Consider the following 23,296-nt stretch of genomic DNA (forward strand, 5'->3'; position numbering starts at 1 on the left):
GCAACGGCGCTACAACGCACCCATTTTACGAGTGATGTACCACTGCTGTGCGATTGACAGAAGGTTGTTGACCAGCCAGTAAAGCACCAGACCCGATGGGAAGAATGCAAAGAACACAGTAAAGATGATCGGGAATACCTTCATCATCATCGCCTGAGCCGGATCCTGTGGCATTGGGTTGAGCTTTTGCTGGAACCACATAGTCAAGCCAAACAAAACCGGCAGCACAAAATAAGGATCAATCGCCGTCAAATCGTTCAGCCAGAAAATGAAGTCGGCCTGACGTAACTCAATACTTTCGACTAGTACCCAGTAGAAGGCTAAAAATACCGGCATCTGCACCAGGATTGGCAAACAACCACCCAGCGGATTGATTTTTTCAGTGCGATATAAATCCATCATTGCCTGATTGAATTTTTGCTTATCATCACCGTAACGTTCTTTCAGGCTGGCCAGTTTTGGTGTCAACTTACGCATGGAGGCCATCGAGCGATAACTGGCGGCAGATAATTTATAAAACGCCAGTTTGATCAAAATCGTCAGCAAGACAATTGACCAACCCCAGTTGCCCGTCAGTGAATGCAGCCAGTCCATCACGATAAATAACGGTTTGGAAATAATGGTCAAGATGCCGTAATCAACTGTCAGATCCAGATTCTCAGCAACCTGTTCCAATCGTTTATGTTCTTTCGGGCCAAGATAAACTTTGTAGGAGGTTTGCGCCTGCTGGCCGTCTTCGGCAATGATTACCGGAAAGCGAATTCCTGCAGTGAAATTGGTGTTGTTTATTGATTTGCCATACAGGCTGATTTCCAGTGGTTTACTTTCTGGAATAAAGGCTGCGACAAAATAGTGCTGGATCATCGCTGCCCAGCCACCGTTTACATCACGGCGGAAATCATTTTTATTCAAATCTTTGAAAGCGACTTTCTCATATTCATTGCCTTCACTGGAAAAGACCGCTCCGGTGTAGGTGTAGATAAGAAAACTGTCGTCTTGCGACTCGTTACGATTAAATTGAGCGTATGGATATGCCGCAAAACGCTCGCCAGACTGATTTTCAACCTGATAAACCACATTAACTAAATAGCTGTCACGAGTGAAAGTATAGGTTTTAATAACCGTCAGACCGTTATCAGACTCCCAACGAAATGGAATGCTAATACTGTCGGCGTTATCCTCTAAAGTGTATTCAGCTTGCTCTGCAGTATAAGTTTCATAATGAGTTGGGGCTGGACCTTCAGCTCTTAAACCGGATTGTGTGACAAAGAAATGATCTCGACCATCATTCAAAAACTGGACAGGTTGATCTGGTAAATTCACATCAACCGGGTATTTCAACAACGCCAATTTGCGAATATCAGCACCGCGTAAATCGATCATCGCATCAATTACATCAGTTTTGACTCGAACCTGACCGGTAGAACCTGAGGAAGCTTGGTCACTGTCAGGTAAAGCAGGAAGGCCATCTGCAGAAACGGCAGCAGGTAAATCAGGTAAGTCATCTTGACGGTCAGCTGCAGCGAATGGGCTGGTTGTATCGGCTTGGGTGGCGACTTGCTGAGGACGTACATAGTCATTTTGCCAGGCTTCCCATAACAACAGAGAAACAATTAACAGGCCAAAAATAAACAGAGTTCTGAGATTATCCATTGTGTTTTTTTGTCTTTAGTTCAGGAACAGGATCCACGCCGCCGGCGTGCCAGGGATGACAGCGTGATAGTCGGCGTAAACCGAGCCACACACCACGCAGTGAGCCATGTGTTTGAATGGCTTCAATCATGTATTGAGAGCAAGAAGGTTGGAAACGACAGTGCATGCCCATGAACGGGCTTAATAAAAAGCGATATGCGCGAACAAAAGCGATTAGGATGTTTGCCATTGTGCCACCACGGTTAACCAATGTCGCTCCAATGCTGCCCACAATTGCGATGAATCCCGCTGACTGATATCAGGACGTGATAACACCACAATGTCGATATTGGATAAAGCTGATTGATGCTGCCGGAAAGACTCCCGGATGATCCGCTTTACCCGGTTACGTTGGCTGGCCAGCTTGAGATGCTTCTTTGCGATTGCCAGTCCCAGTCGAGGATGTCCGACCGAGTTTTCAACGCTCAAGATCGTCAGGCCACCGCCACCAGTGCGCTTTCCCTGACGAAAAACCCGGGTAAAATCTCCCGGGCTATTCATTTTCATGGCTCGGCTAAAAGTGGCCAAGTCATGCACCCTCTGCGAACAGAGAGAATTAAACAGAAAGTTTTGCGCGGCCTTTGGCTCTACGGGCGTTAATAACACGACGGCCACCGACAGTTTTCATGCGTGCGCGGAAACCATGAGTACGCTTGCGCTTCAGATTACTAGGCTGAAAAGTTCTTTTCATTTCACCAACTCCAGGAATAACAATGGTTTTGCAGCCGGTAAGCGTCTCTCGAACGGAAACAGCCGGGGCAAAAGACATGGGATTATAGAGTTTGCAGGCATAACAAGTCAAACCGCATTCAACATGTCTACTAACATTATTTTACTTGCCAAACGAACAGCATGCAGATAACTTTAGATGCCCTGTCTGTCGCGCTATACTATCACCTACAAAAGCCTGCATTTGTCAGTCTGTTTCCTGTAAACCATATATTAGTCAAGGAGTTGCTGTGTCTTCACCCCTTTGGGAAAAATGTCTATCCCATCTTGAAGGTGATCTTTCGGCACAACAGCTGAACACGTGGTTACGCCCCCTTCAAGCCATTGAAACCGAAGACAGTCTGCGCCTGCTGGCACCAAATCCTTATGTCAAAGCCTGGGTACATGAGCAGCTGGAACAGCAGATAAATGCGCTGATCAAGGGTTTGAGCAACGGCAATATCAGCAAATTTGAAATTGAAGTCGGAACTAAAGATTCTATTTCTGCGGAAAAAACCAAACGCCGCGTCAAAACTACTGATAAAGCTCCTGCATCAATCTCACTCTCTGAAGCAGAACCAACACCGGCCATCGGCAGCCCAATGAATCCGCTGTTTACCTTTGATAACTATGTTGAAGGTAAATCTAATCAGATTGCTCGTGCAGCATCATTACATGTCGCCGAAGCCCCTGGCACCTCCGGATACAATCCGTTGTTTCTATATGGTGGAACCGGGCTTGGCAAAACCCATTTAATGCTTGCTGTTGGCAATAAGATCCGGCAGAACAATCCTAAAGCGCGGGTTATTTACCTGTCTTCAGAACGTTTTGTTCAGGATATGATTACCGCACTGCGCAATAACGCCATCGATCAATTCAAAGCACATTACCGCAGTGCCGATGCGTTATTGATTGATGACATCCAGTTTTTTGCCAAAAAAGAACGTTCTCAAGAAGAGTTCTTTTATACCTTTAACAGTCTGCTGGAAGGCCAACGCCAAATTATTCTGACCTGTGACCGCTTTCCCAAGGAAGTAGAAAATCTGGATGAACGTTTGCAATCGCGACTAGGCTGGGGCCTGACCATTGCCATTGAACCGCCAGAGCTGGAAACCCGCGTTGCGATTTTGATCAAAAAAGCACAACAAAACTTGATTACCCTACCGGACGATGTGGCCTTTTTTATTGCCAAACGTATCAAATCAAACGTCCGTGATTTGGAAGGTGCCCTACAACGAGTCATGGCATTCTCACGGTTTACCAACCAGCCGCTGTCAATTGATATGGCGCAGGATGCGTTAAAAGATCTGCTGGCTTTGCATCAAAAATTGGTGACACTGGAAAGTATCCAGAAAACTGTTGCAGAATATTTCAAAATACGGGTATCGGACTTGCTGGCTAAAAAACGCACGCGTTCGGTTGCCCGTCCGAGACAAATAGCAATGGCGCTGGCAAAAGAACTCACCAGTCATAGCTTGCCAGAAATCGGTGAAGCTTTTGGTGGACGCGATCACACCACTGTTCTGCATGCTTGTCGTAAAGTAGTGGAACTGAAAGAAACTGATAGCCGCATCGCGGAAGATTACCGAAATTTACTTCGTACTTTGTCGAGTTAGCTGAGAGAGACATCATGCAATTTACAGTAAGCCAAGACATTATTGCCCGTCCCTTACAACTGGTGTGCAGCATCGTAGAACGGCGCTCTACACTGCCTATTTTGTCCAACATCCTATTACGTTGTCACGGCCAGCAACTGACCATGACCAGTACCGATATGGAACTGGAAATGATTGCAACTTTACCGGTTGCGGTCGAACAAGAAGGTGAAACCACTGTCTCTGCTCGCAAGCTGTTGGATATCGTGCGCGCCTTACCAGCTAATGCCACCATCAGCTTTCAGGCTGAAGACAATAAATCTTTGGTTCGTGCTGGTAAAAGTCGCTTCTCACTGGCTACCCTACCGGCTGCAGATTTTCCGGATAGTGAAGGCGCAAATTATCTGGATCAATTAACGGTGCCCCAAGCGGCATTAAAAGATTTACTCGATGAAACCAGCTTTGCCATGGCCAGTCAGGATGTACGCTATTACCTGAATGGTCTGTTGCTAGAGCGCGAAGGCAATACATTACGTGCCGTGGCAACAGATGGTCATCGACTGGCATTGGGCAGCATCGAAACTGCTGAAAAAACCAATGAAAAACACAGTGTTATTGTGCCACGTAAAGCGATTCTGGAGCTGGGGCGTTTGTTGGGTGATGTCGCTGATGAAGTGACCTTGGCGATTAGTCCACAACAGTTGAAAGTCGAACTGCCGGATATGCATTTCACTTCCAAGTTGATTGACGGCCAATTCCCTAACTACGAACGGGTATTACCGGTTGGTGGCGACAAAGAAGTGATTGCTGAGCGTGATGAGCTTAAACAAGCCTTATCCCGTGCCTCTATCCTGGCTAATGACAAACATCGCAGCGTCAAACTGAACCTGAGCAACAATCTGCTCAAAGCGACTGTAACCAATCAGGAACAGGAATCTGCCGAGGAAGAACTGGCAGTGGAATACAGTGGACCGGATCTGGAAATTGCCTTTAATAACGCTTATCTGCTGGACTTGCTTAATGCGATTCCGGATAACAAAGTAAAACTACTGTTTACCGATGAAAATAGTAGCGCGTTGATTACGCCAAATGACCCCAAGTTCACCCGGCAGTATGTAGTTATGCCGATGCGGCTCTAATCATTCAGTTCATAAAAAAACGGCGCTTAAAGCGCCGTTTTTTATTGCAGGTAATCTTTAAATCACTTTATTCGGATTGTTCTGCAACATCACATCCAGGCCTTGTTTGTAAGTATTTGCAGCCGCATCACGTTTGTCCTGTGCCATTAATACTTCGGCAAGCGCCTGATAGGTTTCACCTCGCGGCCCGTGTTCAATACTGGCACGCAAATAGGCTTCCGCTTTAGCCCACAACTTATTCGCCTGAGCGAGTCTTCCCAAGGTCAACAATAACCATGGGTTTCTTCACGTTGTTTGAACCATTTTTCCGCCGTCGCCAGACGTTTTAGCAAATCACCTTGAAGGATTTTGCCATACTGATAAATCAGCGCATCACTCCAGTTTTTACGTAAATACTCTTCAATCATTTCCATCGCCTGTTGCTGTTCACCTTGTAACAACAAGCCATTTATATACGTTTTAAGCACCTGTTCGGATTGTCTGATTTTCGCCGGAGATTGCAACCATATCTGCTCCATTCGCTGCCATTCTTGCCTAATTAACGCATTTTGTAGCTGTCCCACCGTCGCTTCTGCCGATAACGCATTGGCGGAACTGGTATCCAAAACATGACGTTTACGTAAATCCGGTAACACTGACTGCACTTCCTGCCATTGATCAGTGTCCTGATACAGTTGTTGCAACAGTTGTAAAACATACGGATGTTTGGGAGCGACTTCGCGTAAATGCTGCAACGTTGCTAATGCCTGCTCTTTCTGCCCCGCCGAGAGCTGTAATTCCGCCTGGACTACACCCACTGCAATATCTGCACTGGGAGTCGTTTCATGCGCCAGTTTCAAATAGGAATCGCGACGCTCTGGTGCCTGCTGTTTTTGTGCCGCACGGGCCGCAGCCAGATAATGCAGTAATGGTGTTTCACTGTTACCGGCATGACGAACCAAAAGTCGTTCAGCTTCCGCCCATCGCCCTTCTTCAAGGGTAATCAAACCTTTGGTTAAGGCTTTGGTCGCACGTTTATGGCGTTGATTCTCCTGCCAATGCGATATACGGTTCGGGGTATTTTTTAACACGGCAAAGCTGCGTAAAGTGAAATACATCAACGCTAATAACAACAGCATAGCAACGACAAACACGATCAATGACGTTTCTAATGTCCATTGAGCATACTGAACCAACACAAAGCCCGGCTCAAAATCAGCCAACCAGACAAAAATGCCACCTAAGGCCAGAGCCAGCCCAATGATGATCAACCATCTCATGGTTCAAATCCTTTCAACCAGCGCAGTGAACCGGAAATATCCGGCGTCTCGATGCTGATGGCCTGACTTTGCATATTTTGCAAACTCTCCAGCATGGCATCACGATGATCACCGACAAAATATTGTTCCAGCCAGCTGATAGCAGATTGCAGACTTTGCTCAAACATTTTCTGGTTACCGGATAAAGCGGCAAACCGTGCAGTTTCCATTTGCAGGCGTAGATTTTGATAGAGGAAGTATCGCTGTTCAGGCATTAATACCGCAGCCGGTGCATCTTGCTGCTGACGAATTACTACTAAAGAACGCAATTGTGTCCAAATTTCGGAAACGGCTTCACGCCAGGCTGACTGATCCATTTCCTGGGCATCAGTTTGACTGTTAAATGTCTGTTTCGGTCCGCTGACCACTCGCAGATTATCAATAGCTTTGATCAAGCCGAGCATATCCGCAGCAATACCAGCGACATCGGTATCTCCAGCGGCTTTGAGTGCTAATTCTTCTTCTGCAATTAACTCCCGTAACGGCTGCATACGGTAATCACCAATTTCACGGATCTGTTGATCCGCCAGCGATAAGGCTAATTGCGCACCACTGACATCGCTTGCCAATAAAGCGCGTTGGTTGGCTAGATTCAACAAGTATTTGATTTCAGCCAAGGCCCATTCCAACTCGATCTCATCACTGCTTAACGGCGACTGATTTTGCAGCTTGGTCAGTGCATCGCCTTGCTCCAGCTGTGTTTGATTAAAGGTCGACAACTGATCTTTTAACTGACTTTGTGCGTTGCTAAGTTGGGAAATATCGGTTTTAAGATCTGCGATTTCATCAAGCCGGCTTTCTACTTCCAGCAATTTCTCTTCCTGCTGCGATATAAGCCAAAGCGCACCAGCGCCGGGTAGAGTGATCAATATGGCAACGATCACCAGCAGCACTAATTTCACTGGAAAAGCTTTGTTTGTTTTTTCTGATTTATTTTGTTCAATCTTTGGGGCCGGTTTTTTTTCCGGTTGAGGTTTACTGCTAGGCTCCATGATCTGATCCCATTTCAATTAATCGTTGAATGATTGCCTCATCACTGGCATCGAGACTGACATATACCTGCTTGAACCCTTGTTCAACAGCAAAATCCCTGATTCGTTCACTGACAACACATAGCGGCTTTTGCAGTATTTGTGGGCATTCAGTCGATAATAAACGCAACAAGTTGTGAACACTACCCGCGCTGGTCGCTATTAATGAATCTGCTAAACAGGCCTGTTGTACAAGACTGACTGATACAGAAGGTAATTGTCGCCGATAAACTTCGAGATAACTAATACTAGCACCTCTGGCCCTTAAGGTATCCGCCATCAATTCTCGCCCGCCATCACCGCGAACAATTACGACATGCTGACCGTGCATTTGTTGCCATTGTGGTAATTGCAACAAACCTTCACTGCCATTGGATATTTCGGGTACCAGTTCGACTGCTAATCCCTGGTGGTTGAGTGCCTGAGCGGTTCCTTCGCCAGCGGCGACCAGCTTAATGTTATCCGGCAAATGGCCTTGAAATCCCGCCATAAAACAGTCAACCGCATTACGGCTGACAAATACCAGCCAATCAGTTTGTTCCGGATGCCAAACCTGCCAGTCAATCACATCAATAGCAACAATCTCAATGACCGGAAACAATATCGCTTCTCCGCCCTGCTGTTCAATCAAAGTTGCCATGCCATCCGCTTGTGCGGCAGGCCGAGTCACGAGAATTTTTTGTCCGGTTAGCTTTTGTTGTGGGTCATGAGCCACCATAAACCTCCTCGAGAATTTTATCAGCGCCCTGTTTTAACAACATATCTCCAAGCATTAAACCAAGTTGCTCGGCTTCACTGGCCTTACCGCGAATTTCCTGCTGCAACATTTCACTGCCATCTGGACGACCAACCAATCCTCTCAGCCAGATATCATCACCAGTTAACATGGCGTAGCCACCGATAGGCACCTGACAGCCGCCTTTTAAACGACGATTTAATGCACGTTCTGCTTTTACTGTAATAGATGTCAGCTCGCAATTTAGCGGGGCAATTAATGCATTCATTGCATCATCATTAATACGTGTTTCAATGCCCAATGCACCCTGCCCAATAGCTGGCAGGCTTTGCTCCGGGGTTAAGGCACTGCGAATACGTTCATCAAAACCCAGCCTTTCCAAACCGGCTTTGGCCAGAATAATCGCATCAAAATTGCCAGCATCCAGTTTGGCCAGCCGGGTATTCACATTACCGCGTAACGGCACGATTTTCAGATCTGGACGATAGTGGCGCAGCTGACATTCCCGGCGCAGACTGGAAGTACCAACAGTGGCACCCAGCGGTAAATCATCAACATTTTTAAAGTGATTGGAAACAAACGCATCATGTGGATCATGGCGTTCACAAATGACTGGCAAATGCAGACCTTCCGGAAACTCCACCGGTACATCTTTCATCGAATGCACCGCAATATCGGCTTCCCCTGCCAGCATGCTCTGTTCCAGTTCTTTAACAAACAGGCCTTTACCACCCACTTTGGCCAGCGGGGTATCGAGAATGATATCGCCTTGGGTTTTGATACGAACCAGTTCAATATTTAAATGCGGATCAAGTGCCAACAGACTGTCACGAACAAATTCGGCCTGCCAGATGGCAAGCGGGCTGCGACGGGTGGCAATACGAACGGTACGTTGACTCATGAAACAAACACCAGTTAATAATTGATAGTGTGTTCGATTCTAACATTTTCCCCTGCGGATCCACGAACAGCCGCGTTATAATGCCGTCTTTTTCTGCCAGCAATCACAGGCCCGTGCCATGACCGCATCCGATAAAAAGCTATCTTCAGCTCGTCTCACGCAACCCACCAATAAGTTTGTTGAGGAATTTACTGCCTCAGTCACTTTTGATAAACGCATGTACCGGCAGGATATTCAGGGTTCCATCGCTCATGCCACCATGCTGTGCAAAGTTGACGTGCTAACGGCAAGCGAACGTGATCAAATCATTAATGGTTTGCAGCAGATAGAAAATGAAATCGATAATGATCAATTTGAATGGTCAATTGCACAGGAAGATGTGCATATGAATATCGAGTCCAGACTGATCAAACTGATTGGCGAAGTCGGCAAAAAACTGCATACCGGCCGGTCACGAAATGATCAGGTGGCAACCGATGTGCGTTTATATCTGCGTGACATGATTGTGCCTATTCGCAGTGAATTACAGCGACTGCGCTCTACATTGCTGGATGTGGCCGAACGTGAATTCGCTACTATCATGCCTGGTTTTACCCATCTGCAAACTGCACAGCCCGTCACCTTTGGTCATCATATGCTGGCCTGGTTTGAGATGCTCAGCCGTGATCTGGAACGTTTGGATGACTGCACTAAACGTGTCAACAGTTTGCCATTAGGTGCAGCAGCACTGGCTGGCACAACCTTTCCAATCGATCGTGAATACACGGCTGAATTGCTGGGCTTTGAACGTATCTGTCGTAACTCGCTGGATGCGGTTAGTGATCGCGATTTTGCCATTGAATTTAACAGTTTCGCCTCATTACTGATGATGCACTTATCTCGGTTCTCAGAAGAACTGATCATCTGGTCATCCGCCCAGTTTGATTTTGTCGATCTGGGTGATGCGTTCTGTACCGGCTCTTCAATCATGCCGCAAAAGAAAAACCCGGATGTACCCGAATTAGTCCGCGGCAAAACCAGCCGGGTTTACGGCAATCTGTTTAACCTTCTGACGCTGATGAAAAACCAGCCTTTGGCCTATAACAAAGATAATCAAGAAGATAAGGAACCGCTGTTTGACACCATTGATACCTTGCTCGGCTCGTTACGTGTCTACGCCGATATGCTGTCGGTGATTACCGTCAAAAAAGACAATATGCGCTTGGCGGCTCTGAAAGGTTATGCGACTGCCACTGATCTGGCAGACTATCTGGTGCGGAAAGGCGTTGCGTTCCGTGATGCACATGAAGTGGTTGGCTTGTCAGTAGCCTTTGCCATCAAACAGCAAAAAGATCTGTCGGCGTTAACACTGCAGGAGCTGCAGCAATTCAGCGATCAGATCGGCGACGATGTATTTTCTGTATTAACGCTTGAAGGCTCAGTGGCAGCTCGCAATCATCTGGGTGGAACAGCGCCAGAACAGGTTAAAAAAGCTATTCAAATCGCCCGAAGCGAACTGTAAATCCACTGCCTGAACAGATGGACTAGTTCAGTATTCGCCTTTCAGTCAGATGACCATTGATAAGAATCAGACTGAAAGCGATATACGATGATTAAGTTGAATATCATCATTTATCATCATCACTGATCGGTGTCTAAACCCAAATGGCCACATTAAAATCGTTACTATTTTCGCTAATTGAACTGGCGAAACGCTGGCCTTGGCTGATTGCGGCGATTGGTTTTATTTCCGGTGTGGCCAGTTATTTTCTGGTGGAACGTAAAGAGTCACTGGCACAGGTGATTGCTATTGTCATGCTGGTTAGCTGGGTATTTTTGGTACTGGAAAACTGGTTACGCGAAAGCTTCAAAAACCGCTTTGGCCTCAATATTCCGCCAGCATTGATGCATTATGTGACGCAATTGGTGCATCAGGAAAGCCTGTTTTTTGCGCTACCGTTTTTTATTGCCGTCACCACCTGGAATCATACCCAGGCTGGGTTTACCGGATTATTGATTTTATGTGCGTTGATTTCAGTGATTGATCCGCTGTATTACAAACAGCTTGCACCGCGCCGCTCGCTGTTTGTTATCTTTCATGCCCTGGCATTATTTGCTGTTTTACTGGTAGCTCTACCTATATTACTGCAGCTGACCACCGGCCAAAGTATGGCGTTCGCCTGATCATTTCTCTGTTATTCAGCCTGCCTAGTTTAGTGAAATTTGTCGCCAATGGCCGTTGGTGGCGGCGGCCTTTAATGGCATTAATGCTGGCCTTGCTAGCTGCCGGATTGTGGCAGGTGCCAACATTGGTTCCTCCAGCCTCTTTGCGATTAACTGAATTCAATCTGGTACAACAGGTTGATCGTGAAGAACGGACGCACAGCATTCACATTGATCGCATTGATGTGGAATCACTTAAGCGCGATGGCATCTATGCCTGGACAGCTATCCGTGCACCTCGCGGCTTACAGGAAAAAATCCATCACATCTGGATGCATAACGGCAAACAGGTAGATCGAATCACACTGAATATCGAAGGTGGCAGTGAACAAGGCTATCGGGCCTGGACACAGAAACTGAATTTCCCCAAAGATCCGGTCGGTAAATGGCAGGTAAAAGTGGTGACAGATTCAGGCCAGCTGATTGGTATCAAACGCTTTACTGTTGAAACCAGCGTTGATGAACAGGGAAGCCTGCTTGAGCGTCTTAAACCACCTTTCTTTCAGGAGTCGACTGAAGATCAGCAGGACATGGAAGAAACAGACAATACTCAGGAGCTGGAGAACACTGAAGAACAAGAAAGCCTGTATCAGCGGCTAGCGCCGCAGTTTATTCAGGAGATGACCGAAAGTCAGGAGAACGTTGAAGGCTCTGATAATACCCAAGAGCTTGAGAGTTCTGAAGCACTGGAAAACGTTGAAGAACCGGAAAATGCCGAAGAGCAAGAAAATGCTCCAGAGCAGCAAATCCTCAAACTTGAGGATTAATCTTTTCGGTTAACACCGATAAACGAGGCGATGGTTAAAAATGACATCCACACCAGATAACTGGGCAGCCAGATCGACCACCAGCCTTCTTCCAACGGCGAGGATGAAACCGGATCAATATGCAGATAGGCATACAGATTCAAGGCAATATTAATCGACAATCCAATGATCGCTGTGACACTTAAAACTGTATCTAGTCTATATTTTTTCATCGTATCCCCCGTAGCCATACAATGAGCTCAGCTTAACCACAAAATGATGCAACTGGCTAAGCCGATAAACGCTAAAATTAATGCCTTTGCCGCTGCAAAACGCGGCCAATATGCCAATAAACCGACCCACAAAACTGCGGCCACTGAAAGCAATCCCAACCAGACTACAATGCCGACCACAACGCCCCACATGCTGATCACCGGCCACAGAGAAAATACCAACAATGCAATTGAAACCAGTCGCAACAGATGACTGTATCCGGCCGATAATTTAGCCGAATTCAGTTGTGAATAATGCCGTGGCATCGCCAAACTCAAACCGGCCATGCCGGCATAACACAATGCCGTTCCGAGCAACATCATCAGCAACATCTGCATTACGCTGACTCCGATTTAGGTTTATAGACTCTGGAGACTTCTTTTATGGTTTTTTGTTGTTTGCGTTTGAGTATTTTTATCGTGAATATTCCTAACACCCCGAACAGCAGTACCGTTAGCTCAAATCCCACGTTTGACCAGTCCCCCTGGGCAAAATAATGGAATAAGTGCTGGCCGGTGGTAAGCCAATTAACGATTGGCAGTAACAGAGATAAAGCAGCAAAACCGGCTAATTGCTCTATCCAGGCACGTGAGGCAGGTCGTAATGCTGCATGCAGCAAACTGCCCAGCCAGATAAAAAAGAACAGCTTAATTTCCCAGCCGGCTCGATCGGCTACTTCCAGAGGCAACAGGCGATTCACCCAGAAAAAAGCTATACAGGCCACCATTAATCCACTGATGGCGCTGATATTGAGCACTTCAATGGCCCGGTAAACTTTGGGTGTCTGTACACCAAATTCATTCAGCGATCTCTGACGACGTTTCACCATAAACAGAATGGCGCCAGTGGCCATCATGATGGTGCCCGCCATGCCCAGAATAAAATAAATCCAGCGCACGGTATAACCGCCAAAGTTGGCAAAATGTAAGGTCCGCATAATGCGCTGGGCGGCAAACGCATTACTTTTATCAAATACATCCGGTGCTTCAATATGCAGCAACTCACCAGTGACAGCGTCCAGAATCACCTGGCCGGAACTTAAAAATAACAGGCGTCCGGTATTTTTTTCTTTTTCGAATAAGCCAAACACCTTGGCCACCGCACTGCTGTCGCCGGGATGCTCCACACTGATGAAACTAGCGGGTTTTTCCATCAATGCTTCTGCTTTTTCGAACAATTCCGTTACCGGATAGACTTCGGCTTCAATACCGGTTTCAGGTCGATGTTCAGGTTGGTTGAATACTTCGGCAAAAAAGGTTCGTGGGTGGTCGTAATTAGCTATTACGCCAACAGGCATATAAACCGTGACAAAGACGATCAGGCCGGTATAAGCAATCATCAATTGAAACGGCAAGGATAAAACCGATGAGGCATTATGAGCATCAAGCCAGCTGCGTTGCCCTTTGCCGGGGCGAAAGGTAAAGAAGTCCTTGAATATACGCTTGTGAATAATAATGCCGCTGACCAGCGCCACCAGCATGATCATGGTAAAAAAGCCTACCAACCAGATACCAGCCGTACCGGCATGAAACTCAAAATGCATATGCACAAAATGATGTCCGCCCTGAGTTTCACGTTCCTGCTGTTGGGTGAGTAATTTACCGCTGACCGGATCTAATCGAGCTTGCTGAAACTCCTCGTTTTCATCTTCCCATGACAAACCGATAGCCGGATCAGCTTCACTGGGTAAACGTATTCTCCAAAGATGGCTTTGTGGAGCAATATCTCGCAGATAGGCTTCAGCTTTTGTTACCGCAACCAAACGCTGCTGCTGAGTGTTGGTCTGAGGATCAAACTCACCCACCATTGCTCTTTCAGGGTTCATCCAATGTGTAATAGCATCATCAAACACACCAATAGTACCGGTCAGAAAAATAGCAAATAATGCCCAGCTGGCGACTAAACCACCCCAAGTGTGCAACCAGGCCATAGCCTGACGGAAGCGGCCTGGTTCATTATTCACTGCTATTGTTTGTTTCATCGCAACAACTCCGTCAGTAGCAGACCTGTTCCGCCAATAATCACTGTCGCCGATAACATGCCTATCCAGGCACGTTTGGCATCTTTAACTGCAAACACCCAGATAATGACTGCGGTATACACAGCAAAACTCAGTAATGAGCTAGTAATAACCGCATCAGCACGCGATAACGGCAAAATAGCGGCGACCAGAATCACCACTGCCGAAGTTAGCAAATAGCCACCAAATGTAGCGGCCAGCAGCAGCGAAAAAATTCGGCCTGGATAAGACAAAGTCATATAAGGATTTTCCATACAAACGGTTTTAAGCGAGCAAAGCCTTTTTCGATTAGATAATGGCTTCGCTGCCGACTCAGATTTTTTCAGTTAATAACAAGTCGAATGACCCTTAGAAAAAGGCCATTTTTATTGTGTTTCTCAATACAGTTAATGCGATAGATTATCGTTTGCATTCGTAATTAACAAGTCTCGCGTTTTCTATCCATAAATGTTTAACGGGAAAAATTTGGATTGGGAAGACTTTCAGAAATGTTTTTTCTAAGCGTTATTTAGCGCCGTAACACCCATCCTGCTCACTGCGTTAATGCTGTTCGACAAGAATTAGTGCGCCAGCTGACAAGAAGAAATCACACCCTGAGTAACATAATAGCTGCACGTGCCGCACTGCCGGGGCACCTCCGACATCAAGCAGTTATCCGAGGGGATTTATTATGACAGAGCATATTTGCACTCCAGGTTGTACACACGGCATCACCGAAGAAAATAAAAAAGACGTAGTCGAAGAATTTGATACGGCAAGACGTTCATTTATCCGTAACGCTTTTGTTGGCGGTGGCGCCGCCTCTCTGGGTGCCATGGGCATGTCCATGTCACCAATGAGTTTTGCCGCAGGCACCAATACACCAATTAATGCTGATGCACCCGGCCAGATGCATTATTACATCCCTGCCACCCCAGAAACGGTTCTCTGGGGTTATTTCAGCAAGAATGCCAAGCCTACCGTTGAAATCGAGTCCGGTGATTTTGTCACCATGGAAACACTCACCCATCATGCCAACGATGATGCAGAACGGATGGTAAAAGGTGACCCCGGCGCAGAAAGCATTTTTCATTGGGATGCCCAACGCAAAGGTGTCGATCGGCGTGGTGCCGGACCGATGGATGCCAAGATTGGAGCAGGTGGTGGAGCCGGCGTGCATATCTGTACCGGACCAGTACGCATCAAAGGCGCTCAACCGGGCGATATTCTTGAGGTGCGCATAGTTGATGTTACCCCCAGACCGAGTGGCAACCCTGATTATAAAGGTAAGACCTTTGGTAGTAATGCCGCTGCCTGGTGGGGCTTTCATTATGGCGATATGCTTACCGAACCGAAACAACGGGAAGTCATTACCATCTACGAAGTCGATGCAACGGGTGAGCGCAACTGGGCCAAAGCCGTCTACAACTATCGCTGGACACCACAAACCGATCCATTCGGTGTGGTCCATCCGACTATCGATTATCCGGGGGTGCCGGTTGATCACAGCACCATCACCAAAAAAGAAAATATTCTGCGTGATATCCGTATTCCGATCCGGCCTCACTTTGGCACCATTGGCCTCGCTCCTGCAGAAGCCGATATGGTGAACTCGATTCCGCCCAACTACACCGGCGGCAATATCGACAACTGGCGAATTGGCAAGGGTGCGAAGATTTATTTCCCGGTCGCAGTGGATGGCGGCATGTTCTCAGTTGGTGATCCACATGCATCACAGGGTGACTCTGAGTTGTGCGGTACCGCCATTGAGTGCTCTTTAACGGGGACTTTCCAGTTTATATTGCACAAAAAAGCTGACTTGCCCGGCACCTCATTGGCTGAACTCAATTATCCCTTGCTGGAAACCCAGGATGACTGGGTGTTACATGGCTTCAGTTATGCCAACTATCTGGCTGAACTGGGCCCCAATGCTCAGGATGATATCTACAGCAAATCTTCGGTTGATAAAGCATTACGTGATGCCTATCGCAAGATGCGACACTTTTTAATGACCACTCAGCATCTGGATGAAGACGAAGCGATATCACTGATGACGGTGGCAGTCGACTTTGGTATCACCCAAGTAGTAGATGGCAACTGGGGCGTGCATGCGATTCTGAAAAAATCCATGTTCCCGGCCCGCGGTTAGGGCTTGCTGATCTATCATCTCCGCCTCTGTTGTGAGCTGAAAAAGCGTCAATCAAGGCACGAGGAGCGCCTTTTAGTTGTTCTAAATAAGCGACGAGCAACGCAGAGTGGCGCTTTTTCAGTCACAACCCGAAGGGCTGGGACTATTTTTGCGGCCGCCTTCGTTGTAAATCACTTATGTAGGATGGCTACAATGCGTGCTTTCCGCCTTGTCGGACACAAAAATAGCCTCCAGCAGTGGTGGATATGAAAGATCAACAAGCCCTATGGTTATGGCATAACACTTGCGAAAGGATGCTTCAGTATTCAAGGAATAACACTTTACTGTGACTGACCTGAAACGCTTTTCTGCCAGTGCTATACCCGCAGAGCTACGCCAGCCGGCCTGGAATGAAATCCTTTCCAGGCTCGGGCTGGCGAGTGATGCTGCAAGCTCCATTCGTAATGACGACAGTGGCCATATGGCATTGTCGGTCTCGGCACGCGACTCTGTATTTGTACAACTCACCGCAACGCCACAGATTCTTTCACCGATCGTAGCCAAAGCCACCCAACCCTTACAAGGCACTGTATTGGTGCTCGCTTTGCTGGATGGCACCGCGCAGGTGCTGGATGCCGATCAAACCGTCAAATTACGTTCCGGCGACATCATGTTGCTGGATCCTAGCCAATCCTGGCGACTGGCTTTGCAAACCCGTTTTCGCATCATGTTGATCAAATTAGAGTCATCCAGTTTCCTGCTCAGGTTGGTGCGAAGTGGACGACAGGAAGCAAATCGCATCAGCACACAACAAGGTATCGGCGCGTTATGTCTGAACATGCTGCAATCGCTGACCGAACAGTTGCCTCATGTGGATAACAATGAGCTGCCTGCATTAGAGGTAACGCTGGCTGAGTTATTGGTGGCTTGTCTTTCCCATAAGCAATCTGCTGCCAATGAAGAAGCTACTGATGTGCAATTGGCCCATTTACGTAGGGTGTGCAGAACCGTGGATTCACGGCTGGACGACCCGGATCTGAATATTGAAAAAATCGCTGCGCAGGAAGGTTTATCCGCCAGGTACTTACAGAAACTGTTCAAAAACAGTGGCACAACGTTCAGTGAATATTTGAAAAGCCGGCGGATACAGCATTGTTGTATTGATCTGGCTAACCCTGCCCTCGCACAGTTCAGCATTGCCCAGCTGTGCTATCGCTGGGGGTTTAATGATGCGGCCAACTTCAGCCGTACCTTTTCGCAGTTTATGGGCATGTCTCCGAAAAGCTATCGCGCCTCACCGCCACAGGATCTGCATGAACAACTTCGCCGTGGTTGTCCGCAAACCAAACCGTCAGCTCGTTCTCCTGTCACCGATCCGCAATCCTTTTTGCAAGATGATGACATTCAAAAACGTCGCAGGCCATTTCAGGAAGTATTGGATGATCATGCTAAATATGCGCTTTCATTGCGACTCGCCCCTAAACGGGTTTCCGACATAGATAACACTGCGCCCGCTCAAACCGTCGCTCAGTCTCCACGACAATATTACCTGCCGGTGTCCGATAAAACCGTTCACTGGGGCTATTTCAGCAATGCGATCAAACCGGTATTAACCATCCGATCCGGCGATATTGTGACCATTGAAACCTTATCCCAGCATGCCTCAGATGACTGCGAACGCATGATCGACGGCGATGCCGGAGCACAAAGCGTTTTTCATTGGACTGGTACAACAAAGAATGTTGACCGGCGGGGGGCCGGGCCGATGGATGCCACGATATTTGGTCGCGGTGCCGGAGAAGGTTTTGGGGTGCATATTTGTACCGGGCCAGTCTATGTCACCGATGCTGAACCTGGCGATGTGTTGGAAATACGCATACTCGATATTCAACCGCGCCTCAGTTGCAGCCCGGAGCATCAAGGTAAACACTTTGGCAGCAATGCCGCCACCTGGTGGGGTTTTCAATATGATGACTTGCTCACTGAGCCCAAAAAACGTGAGGTGGTCACGGTATATGAAGTACATCAACACACCCATCCACCGCATGCCAAGGCGATTTATAACTTTCGTTGGACTCCGCAAACCGATCCCTACGGCATTGTGCACCCAACCATTGATTACCCCGGCATACCGGTTGACCATTCCACTATAGACAAACAGTTCGGCATTCTCGACAAAGCCGTTATTCCGGTCAGACCACATTTTGGCGTGATGGCCGTCGCCCCGCGTGAAACCGGTATGGTTGATTCCATTCCGCCTAGCTATTTTGGCGGCAATATGGATAACTGGCGTGCTGGCAAAGGTACTAAATTATTTCTGCCTGTTGCCACCCAGGGAGCCCTCTTCTCGGTCGGTGATCCCCATGCTTCTCAAGGGGATTCGGAATTATGCGGCACCGCCATTGAATGTTCTTTAACCGGTGTATTTCAATTGGTGTTGCACAAACAACGTGATTTAAAAGGCAGTTATATGGATGGCCTCAATCATCCTTTTTTGGAAACACCGGATGAATGGGTATTGCAGGGCATGAGTTTCTCCGACTATCAGGCTGAACTTGGCCCGAACGCCCAAACACAGGTATACAAAAATTCCTCTATGGAAGCGGCGATGCGTGACGCCTTCAGAAAAGCCCGTCACTACTTAATGAAAGAACATCAGCTTAGTGAAGATGAAGCTATCTCACTGATTTCAGTAGCGGTTGATTTTGGCATTACCCAGGTAGTGGATGGCAATCTGGGTGTGCATGCAATTATCCGCAAAGCCATTTTTCCAGACTATGACCCCGATCATCTTCCAAAAGCACATAGTTAGCTTTCAGTTTGCTATTTCACCAATAAACCTCTCAAAACTCCCTGCAAGACACTTTTAAAAATTATTTTTAGCGGCGATCCGCTGACTGCCGCTGCTTGTGCGTTTTGTGACGCAGTTCACTTTACTCAGGTTAATGTGATTAGTTGGGGCCGGCGCAGAATGGGTTGAGGCTTTACTTGCAACCAAGCGTTGCGATCAAAGATTAACAGGCCTTTACCAATCGCGAAATCTCTCGCGACACGTCCCCTGTACACCCAAAAAATAATCAAGGAGAAGTCATGGACAAAACCGATCCGAAAACAAATCCAGGTAATGGTGGTGAAACTCATCAGCAGGCCACCGGCAAAACCTCCACTCTCACCACTCAACAAGGCGGCCCGATTGCCGACGATCAGAATTCATTAAAAGCTGGAGCTCGTGGTCCAGGTTTAATCGAAGATCATATTCTTCGCGAAAAACTGTTTCATTTTGATCATGAACGTATTCCAGAACGAGTGGTGCATGCCCGTGGCTTTGGTGCTCACGGTTATTTTGAAACCACCGAATCATTAGAAGACGTTACCTCTGCTGATATTTTCCAGCGTAAAGGCGAAAGAACACCTGCCTTTGTGCGTTTCTCAACCGTTGCCGGCAGTAAAGGCTCAGCTGATCTGGCGCGTGATGTTCGTGGCTTTGCCGTCAAGCTGTATACCAAAGAAGGTAACTGGGACATCGTGGGTAACAACATCCCAGTATTTTTTATTCAGGATGCGATTAAATTTCCTGATTTGGTTCACTCCGTCAAAGAAGAACCTGATCGCGGATTTCCGCAGGCTCAGTCTGCCCATGATAACTTCTGGGATTTTGCGACTTTGATGCCGGAAAGCATGCATATGCTGATGTGGCAAATGTCAGATCGCACGATTCCACGCTCATTTCGGTTTATGGAAGGCTTTGGCGTTCATAGCTTTCGATTAGTTGATAAAGATGGCAAAAGCCAGTTTGTAAAATTCCATTGGAAGCCGAAACAAGGCATGCAGTCAGTTTTATGGGACGAAGCGTTAAAAATCAACGGGGCCGATCCGGATTTCCATCGTCGTGATTTATGGAATGCCATCAATCAGGGAGATTACCCTGAGTGGGAATTGGGACTGCAGATTTTCGATGATGAGTTTGCTGAGAAATTTGAGTTTGATGTGTTGGATGCCACCAAGCTTATTCCCGAAGAACAGGTGCCGATTCGCATTGTCGGTCGTTTAGTATTGGATCGAGTGGTCAGTAACTTCTTTGCTGAAACCGAACAGGTGGCTTTTTGTACCCAGAATATCGTCAAAGGCATCGATCATTCCAATGATCCGTTGCTGCAGGGTAGAAACTTTTCCTATCTTGATACACAGTTAAAACGTTTAGGTGGACCCAATTTCACCCAGATCCCAATTAACGCGCCGAAATGCCCGATGCATCATTTCCAGCAAGATGGTCATATGGCAATGAGTAACCCGACAGGTCGGGCCAACTATGAGCCCAACAGCTGGGGTGAAGAAGAAGGTGGTCCTCGTGAAGATCCGGCCAGGGGCTTTGAAAGTTATCCTGAAGATGTATCAGGACCAAAAGTCCGTGAACGTTCCGAGACCTTTGCTGATCACTACAGCCAGGCCAGGCAGTTTTATATAAGCCAGACTGACACCGAGCAGCAACATATTATTAATGCGTTTGCATTTGAGCTTAGTAAAGTCAAAACACCTGTAATTCGCGAACGAATGGTCAGTCACTTGCTGAATGTTGATAAACAATTGGCTGAAAAAGTCGCTGAGAAATTGGGCATCAATCCGTTGCCTAAACCGGCTGATGCAGCGATGCCAACACGGGATGATCTCCCGGTTTCGGATAAGTTAAGTATTCTCAAGAATGGCCCTGATAGCTTTAAAGGCCGTAAAGTTGGTGTCTTGATGACCGATGGATTTGATGCAGATATTTTCAAATCGCTTGAGAAATCACTTAAAGCAGAAGGAGCAATGTTTGAAGTTGTTGCCCCTCATAGTGGGGAAATTAAAAGCAGTACTGGCGATATGGTAAAAGTCGATGAAAAAGTTGATGGCGGACCTTCCGTATTATTTGATGCCATTGTTATTTTGCCCGGTAGCGACGGTGTGAAAATGCTGGCAGAAATGCCCCCGGCATTAACCTTTGTCAGTGATGCATTTAATCACAAGAAATTTATCGGTTATGCTGATGATGCGATGCCGCTTTTGAAAAAAGCCGGTATCAGTGAGATGTTAGATGAAGGCTGCCTACAATTGACCAATACTAAAACCACGGACGAATTTACCCAAAACTGTCGTGATATTCGTTTTTGGCAACGTGCCGGCTAGTTGGTTTTTATGATGAAATAACAAGTTGAATCAGGTCACCCGTTTGAATGTTTAAACGGGTGATTTTTCGTTATCTTTTAGTTCAACTAAAACGTCTTATAAGGAGATCACCATGATCGCCAGACGCTATTCCTATACGCTGATAATTCTTGTGTTACTCGTTGTCGCTTTAATCATTCTGCGTATGCAATTGCCGTCATTGGTTAAGGATTATTTGAACGACAAAATGGCCGACATGGGAAATTATCAAGGTGAAATCGCTGATGTCGACATTCATCTGTGGCGAGGCGCCTACTCTGTTGATCAACTGGAAATCACCAAAAAAGACCAGCCTTCGGTAGTATTTTTTAAAGCAGAAACCATAGATACCTCGGTCAGCTGGACCGCTTTATTAAGAGGCAAAATCGTAGCCGATGTTGACTTGATTAATGCCGAAATCCACCTGGTCGATGACAAAGCAGATGACAAACCTTTAGAAGAATCCACCTGGCGGCAGACGGTGCAGGAGATTATCCCGTTAAAGATTGATCGATTTAATATAGACAATGGTGAAATTCATTTTCATAACTTCAAATCTGATCCTCCAGTACATCTGGTGTTTCATCAACTCAATGGTGAAATCACCAACTTGAGTAATGCCGATCGCAGTGATGGGCTGGAATATGCCGATTTTGATCTGCAGGGTCTGTTATTTGATGACGCAAATGCCAATCTGAACGGAGAATTAGATCCTTTAGGGGATTTTCATAATTTTGCGCTAAATCTAAAAATCACCGGAATTGAGCTGACCAGGCTCAATGAAGTCTCCGAAGCCTATGGCAATTTTAATTTCAAATCCGGCAAGGGCGATTTTGTGATGGAGTTGCAAGCTGAAGATGCTCAGTTAAACGGCTACGCTAAACCCATCTTGGATAATGTCGAAATTTTTGATTTGGAAAAAGATCTCGAAGAAGGTGTTTTTAATGCTGCATGGCACGCTATCGTCGGTGCATTTGGTCGGATATTCCGCAACGAACCCAGAGACCGCATTGCCACTCAGATTGAAATCCGCGGCGATTTGGATGACCCTGATGTCAGTGCCTGGCAAGCGTTTCTGGCTATCCTGCAAAATGCTTTTGTCAACGCATTTGAAAGTGACTTTGGTCGGGAAACCGATCCAGAATCTTCACCATCACAAAACAACAAATCCGATGAATCTGAAACACGCTCCCAGTCGGAACCCGAATCTGATGCTGATACCGATTCAGTGGATTGCAGTCTCAGACCTATGTGGGAACAATGCGATTAATTAATAACGTGTCGTCGCTTTGATAATAAGCCGCTATTCGTCAGTTATTTCGAATAGCGGTCACCAGTTCCGACTTGCTCATTTTGCTACGCCCTTTGATATTCAACTGACTGGCCCGGTTATACAGCTCCTGAAGTGTCCGTGACTCCAATGAGGAATTAGGATTGCCTGTTCCCTGAGTTGTTTTTCTGGGTGTGCGGCCTTCTTCACGGCGTTGTTTATTCACTGTTCGAGCCGCGATTTCTTCAGCTTTATCCGTCTTTTTACCACTTTTCTGCTGTTGTTCTTTTATATGCTCATATTGACGTTCGTCTTTATCTGTCCATTCGGCAACCATAATGTGTTCCTCCTGTTCATCGTATTAAACCAGCATCATCCACATTACCAAGGCCATCAG

The 23,296-nt window shown here is 46.9% G+C and carries 22 protein-coding genes and 1 pseudogene; 9 read left to right on the plus strand and 14 right to left on the minus strand.

What is annotated here, in order from left to right:
* Positions 1-9: 9 nt before the first annotated feature.
* Genes yidC through rpmH form a run of 4 tightly spaced genes read right to left on the minus strand, consistent with a single transcriptional unit; the run spans position 10 to position 2,383 of the window.
* Positions 10-1,653 (minus strand): membrane protein insertase YidC, encoded by a 1,644-nt coding sequence (gene yidC / locus A9E74_RS00810; protein ID WP_069294771.1) that lies wholly within the window; start codon positions 1,651-1,653, stop codon positions 10-12.
* On the minus strand, positions 1,646-1,882 hold the full coding sequence (gene yidD, locus A9E74_RS00815) for a membrane protein insertion efficiency factor YidD (protein ID WP_069294772.1): 237 nt from the start codon (positions 1,880-1,882) through the stop codon (positions 1,646-1,648). Before yidD ends, yidC begins: the two co-directional genes overlap by 8 nt.
* On the minus strand, positions 1,867-2,199 hold the full coding sequence (rnpA, locus tag A9E74_RS00820; protein WP_069294773.1) for a ribonuclease P protein component: 333 nt from the start codon (positions 2,197-2,199) through the stop codon (positions 1,867-1,869). The genes yidD and rnpA overlap by 16 nt, the downstream gene beginning before the upstream one ends.
* 49 nt (positions 2,200-2,248) lie before the next feature.
* Complete coding sequence (gene rpmH / locus A9E74_RS13955; protein WP_036311011.1) at positions 2,249-2,383, minus strand: 50S ribosomal protein L34; 135 nt, start codon at positions 2,381-2,383, stop codon at positions 2,249-2,251.
* A gap of 268 nt (positions 2,384-2,651) precedes the next feature.
* On the opposite strand from rpmH, the gene dnaA reads away from it, so the two are divergent.
* Both dnaA and dnaN read left to right on the plus strand, forming a co-directional pair.
* Complete coding sequence (gene dnaA / locus A9E74_RS00830) at positions 2,652-4,016, plus strand: chromosomal replication initiator protein DnaA (protein ID WP_069294775.1); 1,365 nt, start codon at positions 2,652-2,654, stop codon at positions 4,014-4,016.
* 14 nt (positions 4,017-4,030) lie between these two features.
* Complete coding sequence (dnaN, locus tag A9E74_RS00835; RefSeq protein ID WP_069294776.1) at positions 4,031-5,134, plus strand: DNA polymerase III subunit beta; 1,104 nt, start codon at positions 4,031-4,033, stop codon at positions 5,132-5,134.
* Between the two features lie 57 nt (positions 5,135-5,191).
* Here the strand turns inward: dnaN and A9E74_RS14605 are convergent, their stop codons facing one another.
* From A9E74_RS14605 to hemC, 5 genes are read right to left on the minus strand one after another with little or no spacing between them, the layout of a single operon-like run.
* Positions 5,192-5,395 (minus strand): hypothetical protein, encoded by a 204-nt coding sequence (locus A9E74_RS14605; RefSeq protein WP_245651989.1) that lies wholly within the window; start codon positions 5,393-5,395, stop codon positions 5,192-5,194.
* A gap of 2 nt (positions 5,396-5,397) precedes the next feature.
* Entirely contained in the window at positions 5,398-6,393 is a 996-nt protein-coding gene (locus tag A9E74_RS00840) for a heme biosynthesis HemY N-terminal domain-containing protein (protein WP_245651990.1), read from the minus strand.
* Positions 6,390-7,424, minus strand: coding sequence for a uroporphyrinogen-III C-methyltransferase (locus A9E74_RS00845; RefSeq protein WP_069294777.1), 1,035 nt, complete (start codon positions 7,422-7,424; stop codon positions 6,390-6,392). The genes A9E74_RS00840 and A9E74_RS00845 overlap by 4 nt, the downstream gene beginning before the upstream one ends.
* On the minus strand, positions 7,414-8,181 hold the full coding sequence (locus A9E74_RS00850; RefSeq protein WP_069294778.1) for a uroporphyrinogen-III synthase: 768 nt from the start codon (positions 8,179-8,181) through the stop codon (positions 7,414-7,416). Before A9E74_RS00850 ends, A9E74_RS00845 begins: the two co-directional genes overlap by 11 nt.
* Positions 8,168-9,100, minus strand: coding sequence for a hydroxymethylbilane synthase (gene hemC, locus A9E74_RS00855; protein WP_069294779.1), 933 nt, complete (start codon positions 9,098-9,100; stop codon positions 8,168-8,170). The genes A9E74_RS00850 and hemC overlap by 14 nt, the downstream gene beginning before the upstream one ends.
* Positions 9,101-9,218: 118 nt before the next feature.
* Here hemC and argH point away from each other — a divergent pair, with 118 nt between their 5' ends.
* The 3 genes and pseudogenes from argH to A9E74_RS14470 all read left to right on the plus strand — a co-directional run bounded on the left by argH (position 9,219) and on the right by A9E74_RS14470 (position 12,069).
* Positions 9,219-10,601: an argininosuccinate lyase gene (argH, locus tag A9E74_RS00860; protein WP_069294780.1), complete on the plus strand. Its 1,383-nt coding sequence runs from the start codon at positions 9,219-9,221 to the stop codon at positions 10,599-10,601.
* A gap of 143 nt (positions 10,602-10,744) precedes the next feature.
* Positions 10,745-11,460, plus strand: a pseudogene (locus A9E74_RS14465) (DUF5924 family protein); the annotation flags it as partial.
* A 114-nt stretch (positions 11,461-11,574) separates the two neighbouring features.
* Entirely contained in the window at positions 11,575-12,069 is a 495-nt protein-coding gene (locus A9E74_RS14470) for a DUF2914 domain-containing protein (protein ID WP_245652002.1), read from the plus strand.
* Here A9E74_RS14470 and A9E74_RS00875 read toward each other — a convergent pair.
* From A9E74_RS00875 to A9E74_RS00890, 4 genes are read right to left on the minus strand one after another with little or no spacing between them, the layout of a single operon-like run.
* Positions 12,066-12,281, minus strand: a complete 216-nt coding sequence (locus A9E74_RS00875) for a hypothetical protein (protein WP_069294783.1) — start codon at positions 12,279-12,281, stop codon at positions 12,066-12,068. The two genes, A9E74_RS14470 and A9E74_RS00875, sit on opposite strands and share 4 nt — an antisense overlap.
* Positions 12,282-12,308: 27 nt before the next feature.
* Positions 12,309-12,659, minus strand: a complete 351-nt coding sequence (locus A9E74_RS00880) for a DUF3325 domain-containing protein (protein ID WP_069294784.1) — start codon at positions 12,657-12,659, stop codon at positions 12,309-12,311.
* Positions 12,659-14,302 (minus strand): PepSY-associated TM helix domain-containing protein, encoded by a 1,644-nt coding sequence (locus tag A9E74_RS00885; RefSeq protein ID WP_069294785.1) that lies wholly within the window; start codon positions 14,300-14,302, stop codon positions 12,659-12,661. Before A9E74_RS00885 ends, A9E74_RS00880 begins: the two co-directional genes overlap by 1 nt.
* Positions 14,299-14,580: a DUF3649 domain-containing protein gene (locus tag A9E74_RS00890; RefSeq protein WP_069294786.1), complete on the minus strand. Its 282-nt coding sequence runs from the start codon at positions 14,578-14,580 to the stop codon at positions 14,299-14,301. Before A9E74_RS00890 ends, A9E74_RS00885 begins: the two co-directional genes overlap by 4 nt.
* Positions 14,581-15,011: 431 nt before the next feature.
* On the opposite strand from A9E74_RS00890, the gene A9E74_RS00895 reads away from it, so the two are divergent.
* From A9E74_RS00895 to A9E74_RS00910, 4 genes are all read left to right on the plus strand, one after another.
* Complete coding sequence (locus A9E74_RS00895) at positions 15,012-16,469, plus strand: acetamidase/formamidase family protein (protein ID WP_069294787.1); 1,458 nt, start codon at positions 15,012-15,014, stop codon at positions 16,467-16,469.
* Between the two features lie 325 nt (positions 16,470-16,794).
* Positions 16,795-19,260 (plus strand): acetamidase/formamidase family protein, encoded by a 2,466-nt coding sequence (locus tag A9E74_RS00900; RefSeq protein WP_069294788.1) that lies wholly within the window; start codon positions 16,795-16,797, stop codon positions 19,258-19,260.
* Between the two features lie 278 nt (positions 19,261-19,538).
* Positions 19,539-21,611 carry a catalase gene (locus tag A9E74_RS00905; protein WP_069294789.1) on the plus strand — a complete coding sequence of 691 codons (2,073 nt, stop codon included), beginning with the start codon at positions 19,539-19,541 and terminating at the stop codon, positions 21,609-21,611.
* A 112-nt stretch (positions 21,612-21,723) separates the two neighbouring features.
* Complete coding sequence (locus A9E74_RS00910; protein ID WP_069294790.1) at positions 21,724-22,899, plus strand: DUF748 domain-containing protein; 1,176 nt, start codon at positions 21,724-21,726, stop codon at positions 22,897-22,899.
* 40 nt (positions 22,900-22,939) lie between these two features.
* On the opposite strand, the gene A9E74_RS00915 is transcribed toward A9E74_RS00910, so the two are convergent.
* Positions 22,940-23,236, minus strand: coding sequence for a Rho termination factor N-terminal domain-containing protein (locus tag A9E74_RS00915; RefSeq protein WP_069294791.1), 297 nt, complete (start codon positions 23,234-23,236; stop codon positions 22,940-22,942).
* Positions 23,237-23,296 lie beyond the last annotated feature (60 nt).

Source organism: Methylophaga muralis (genome assembly GCF_001720165.1).
In the GTDB taxonomy this organism is placed as follows: Bacteria; Pseudomonadota; Gammaproteobacteria; order Nitrosococcales; family Methylophagaceae; genus Methylophaga; species Methylophaga muralis.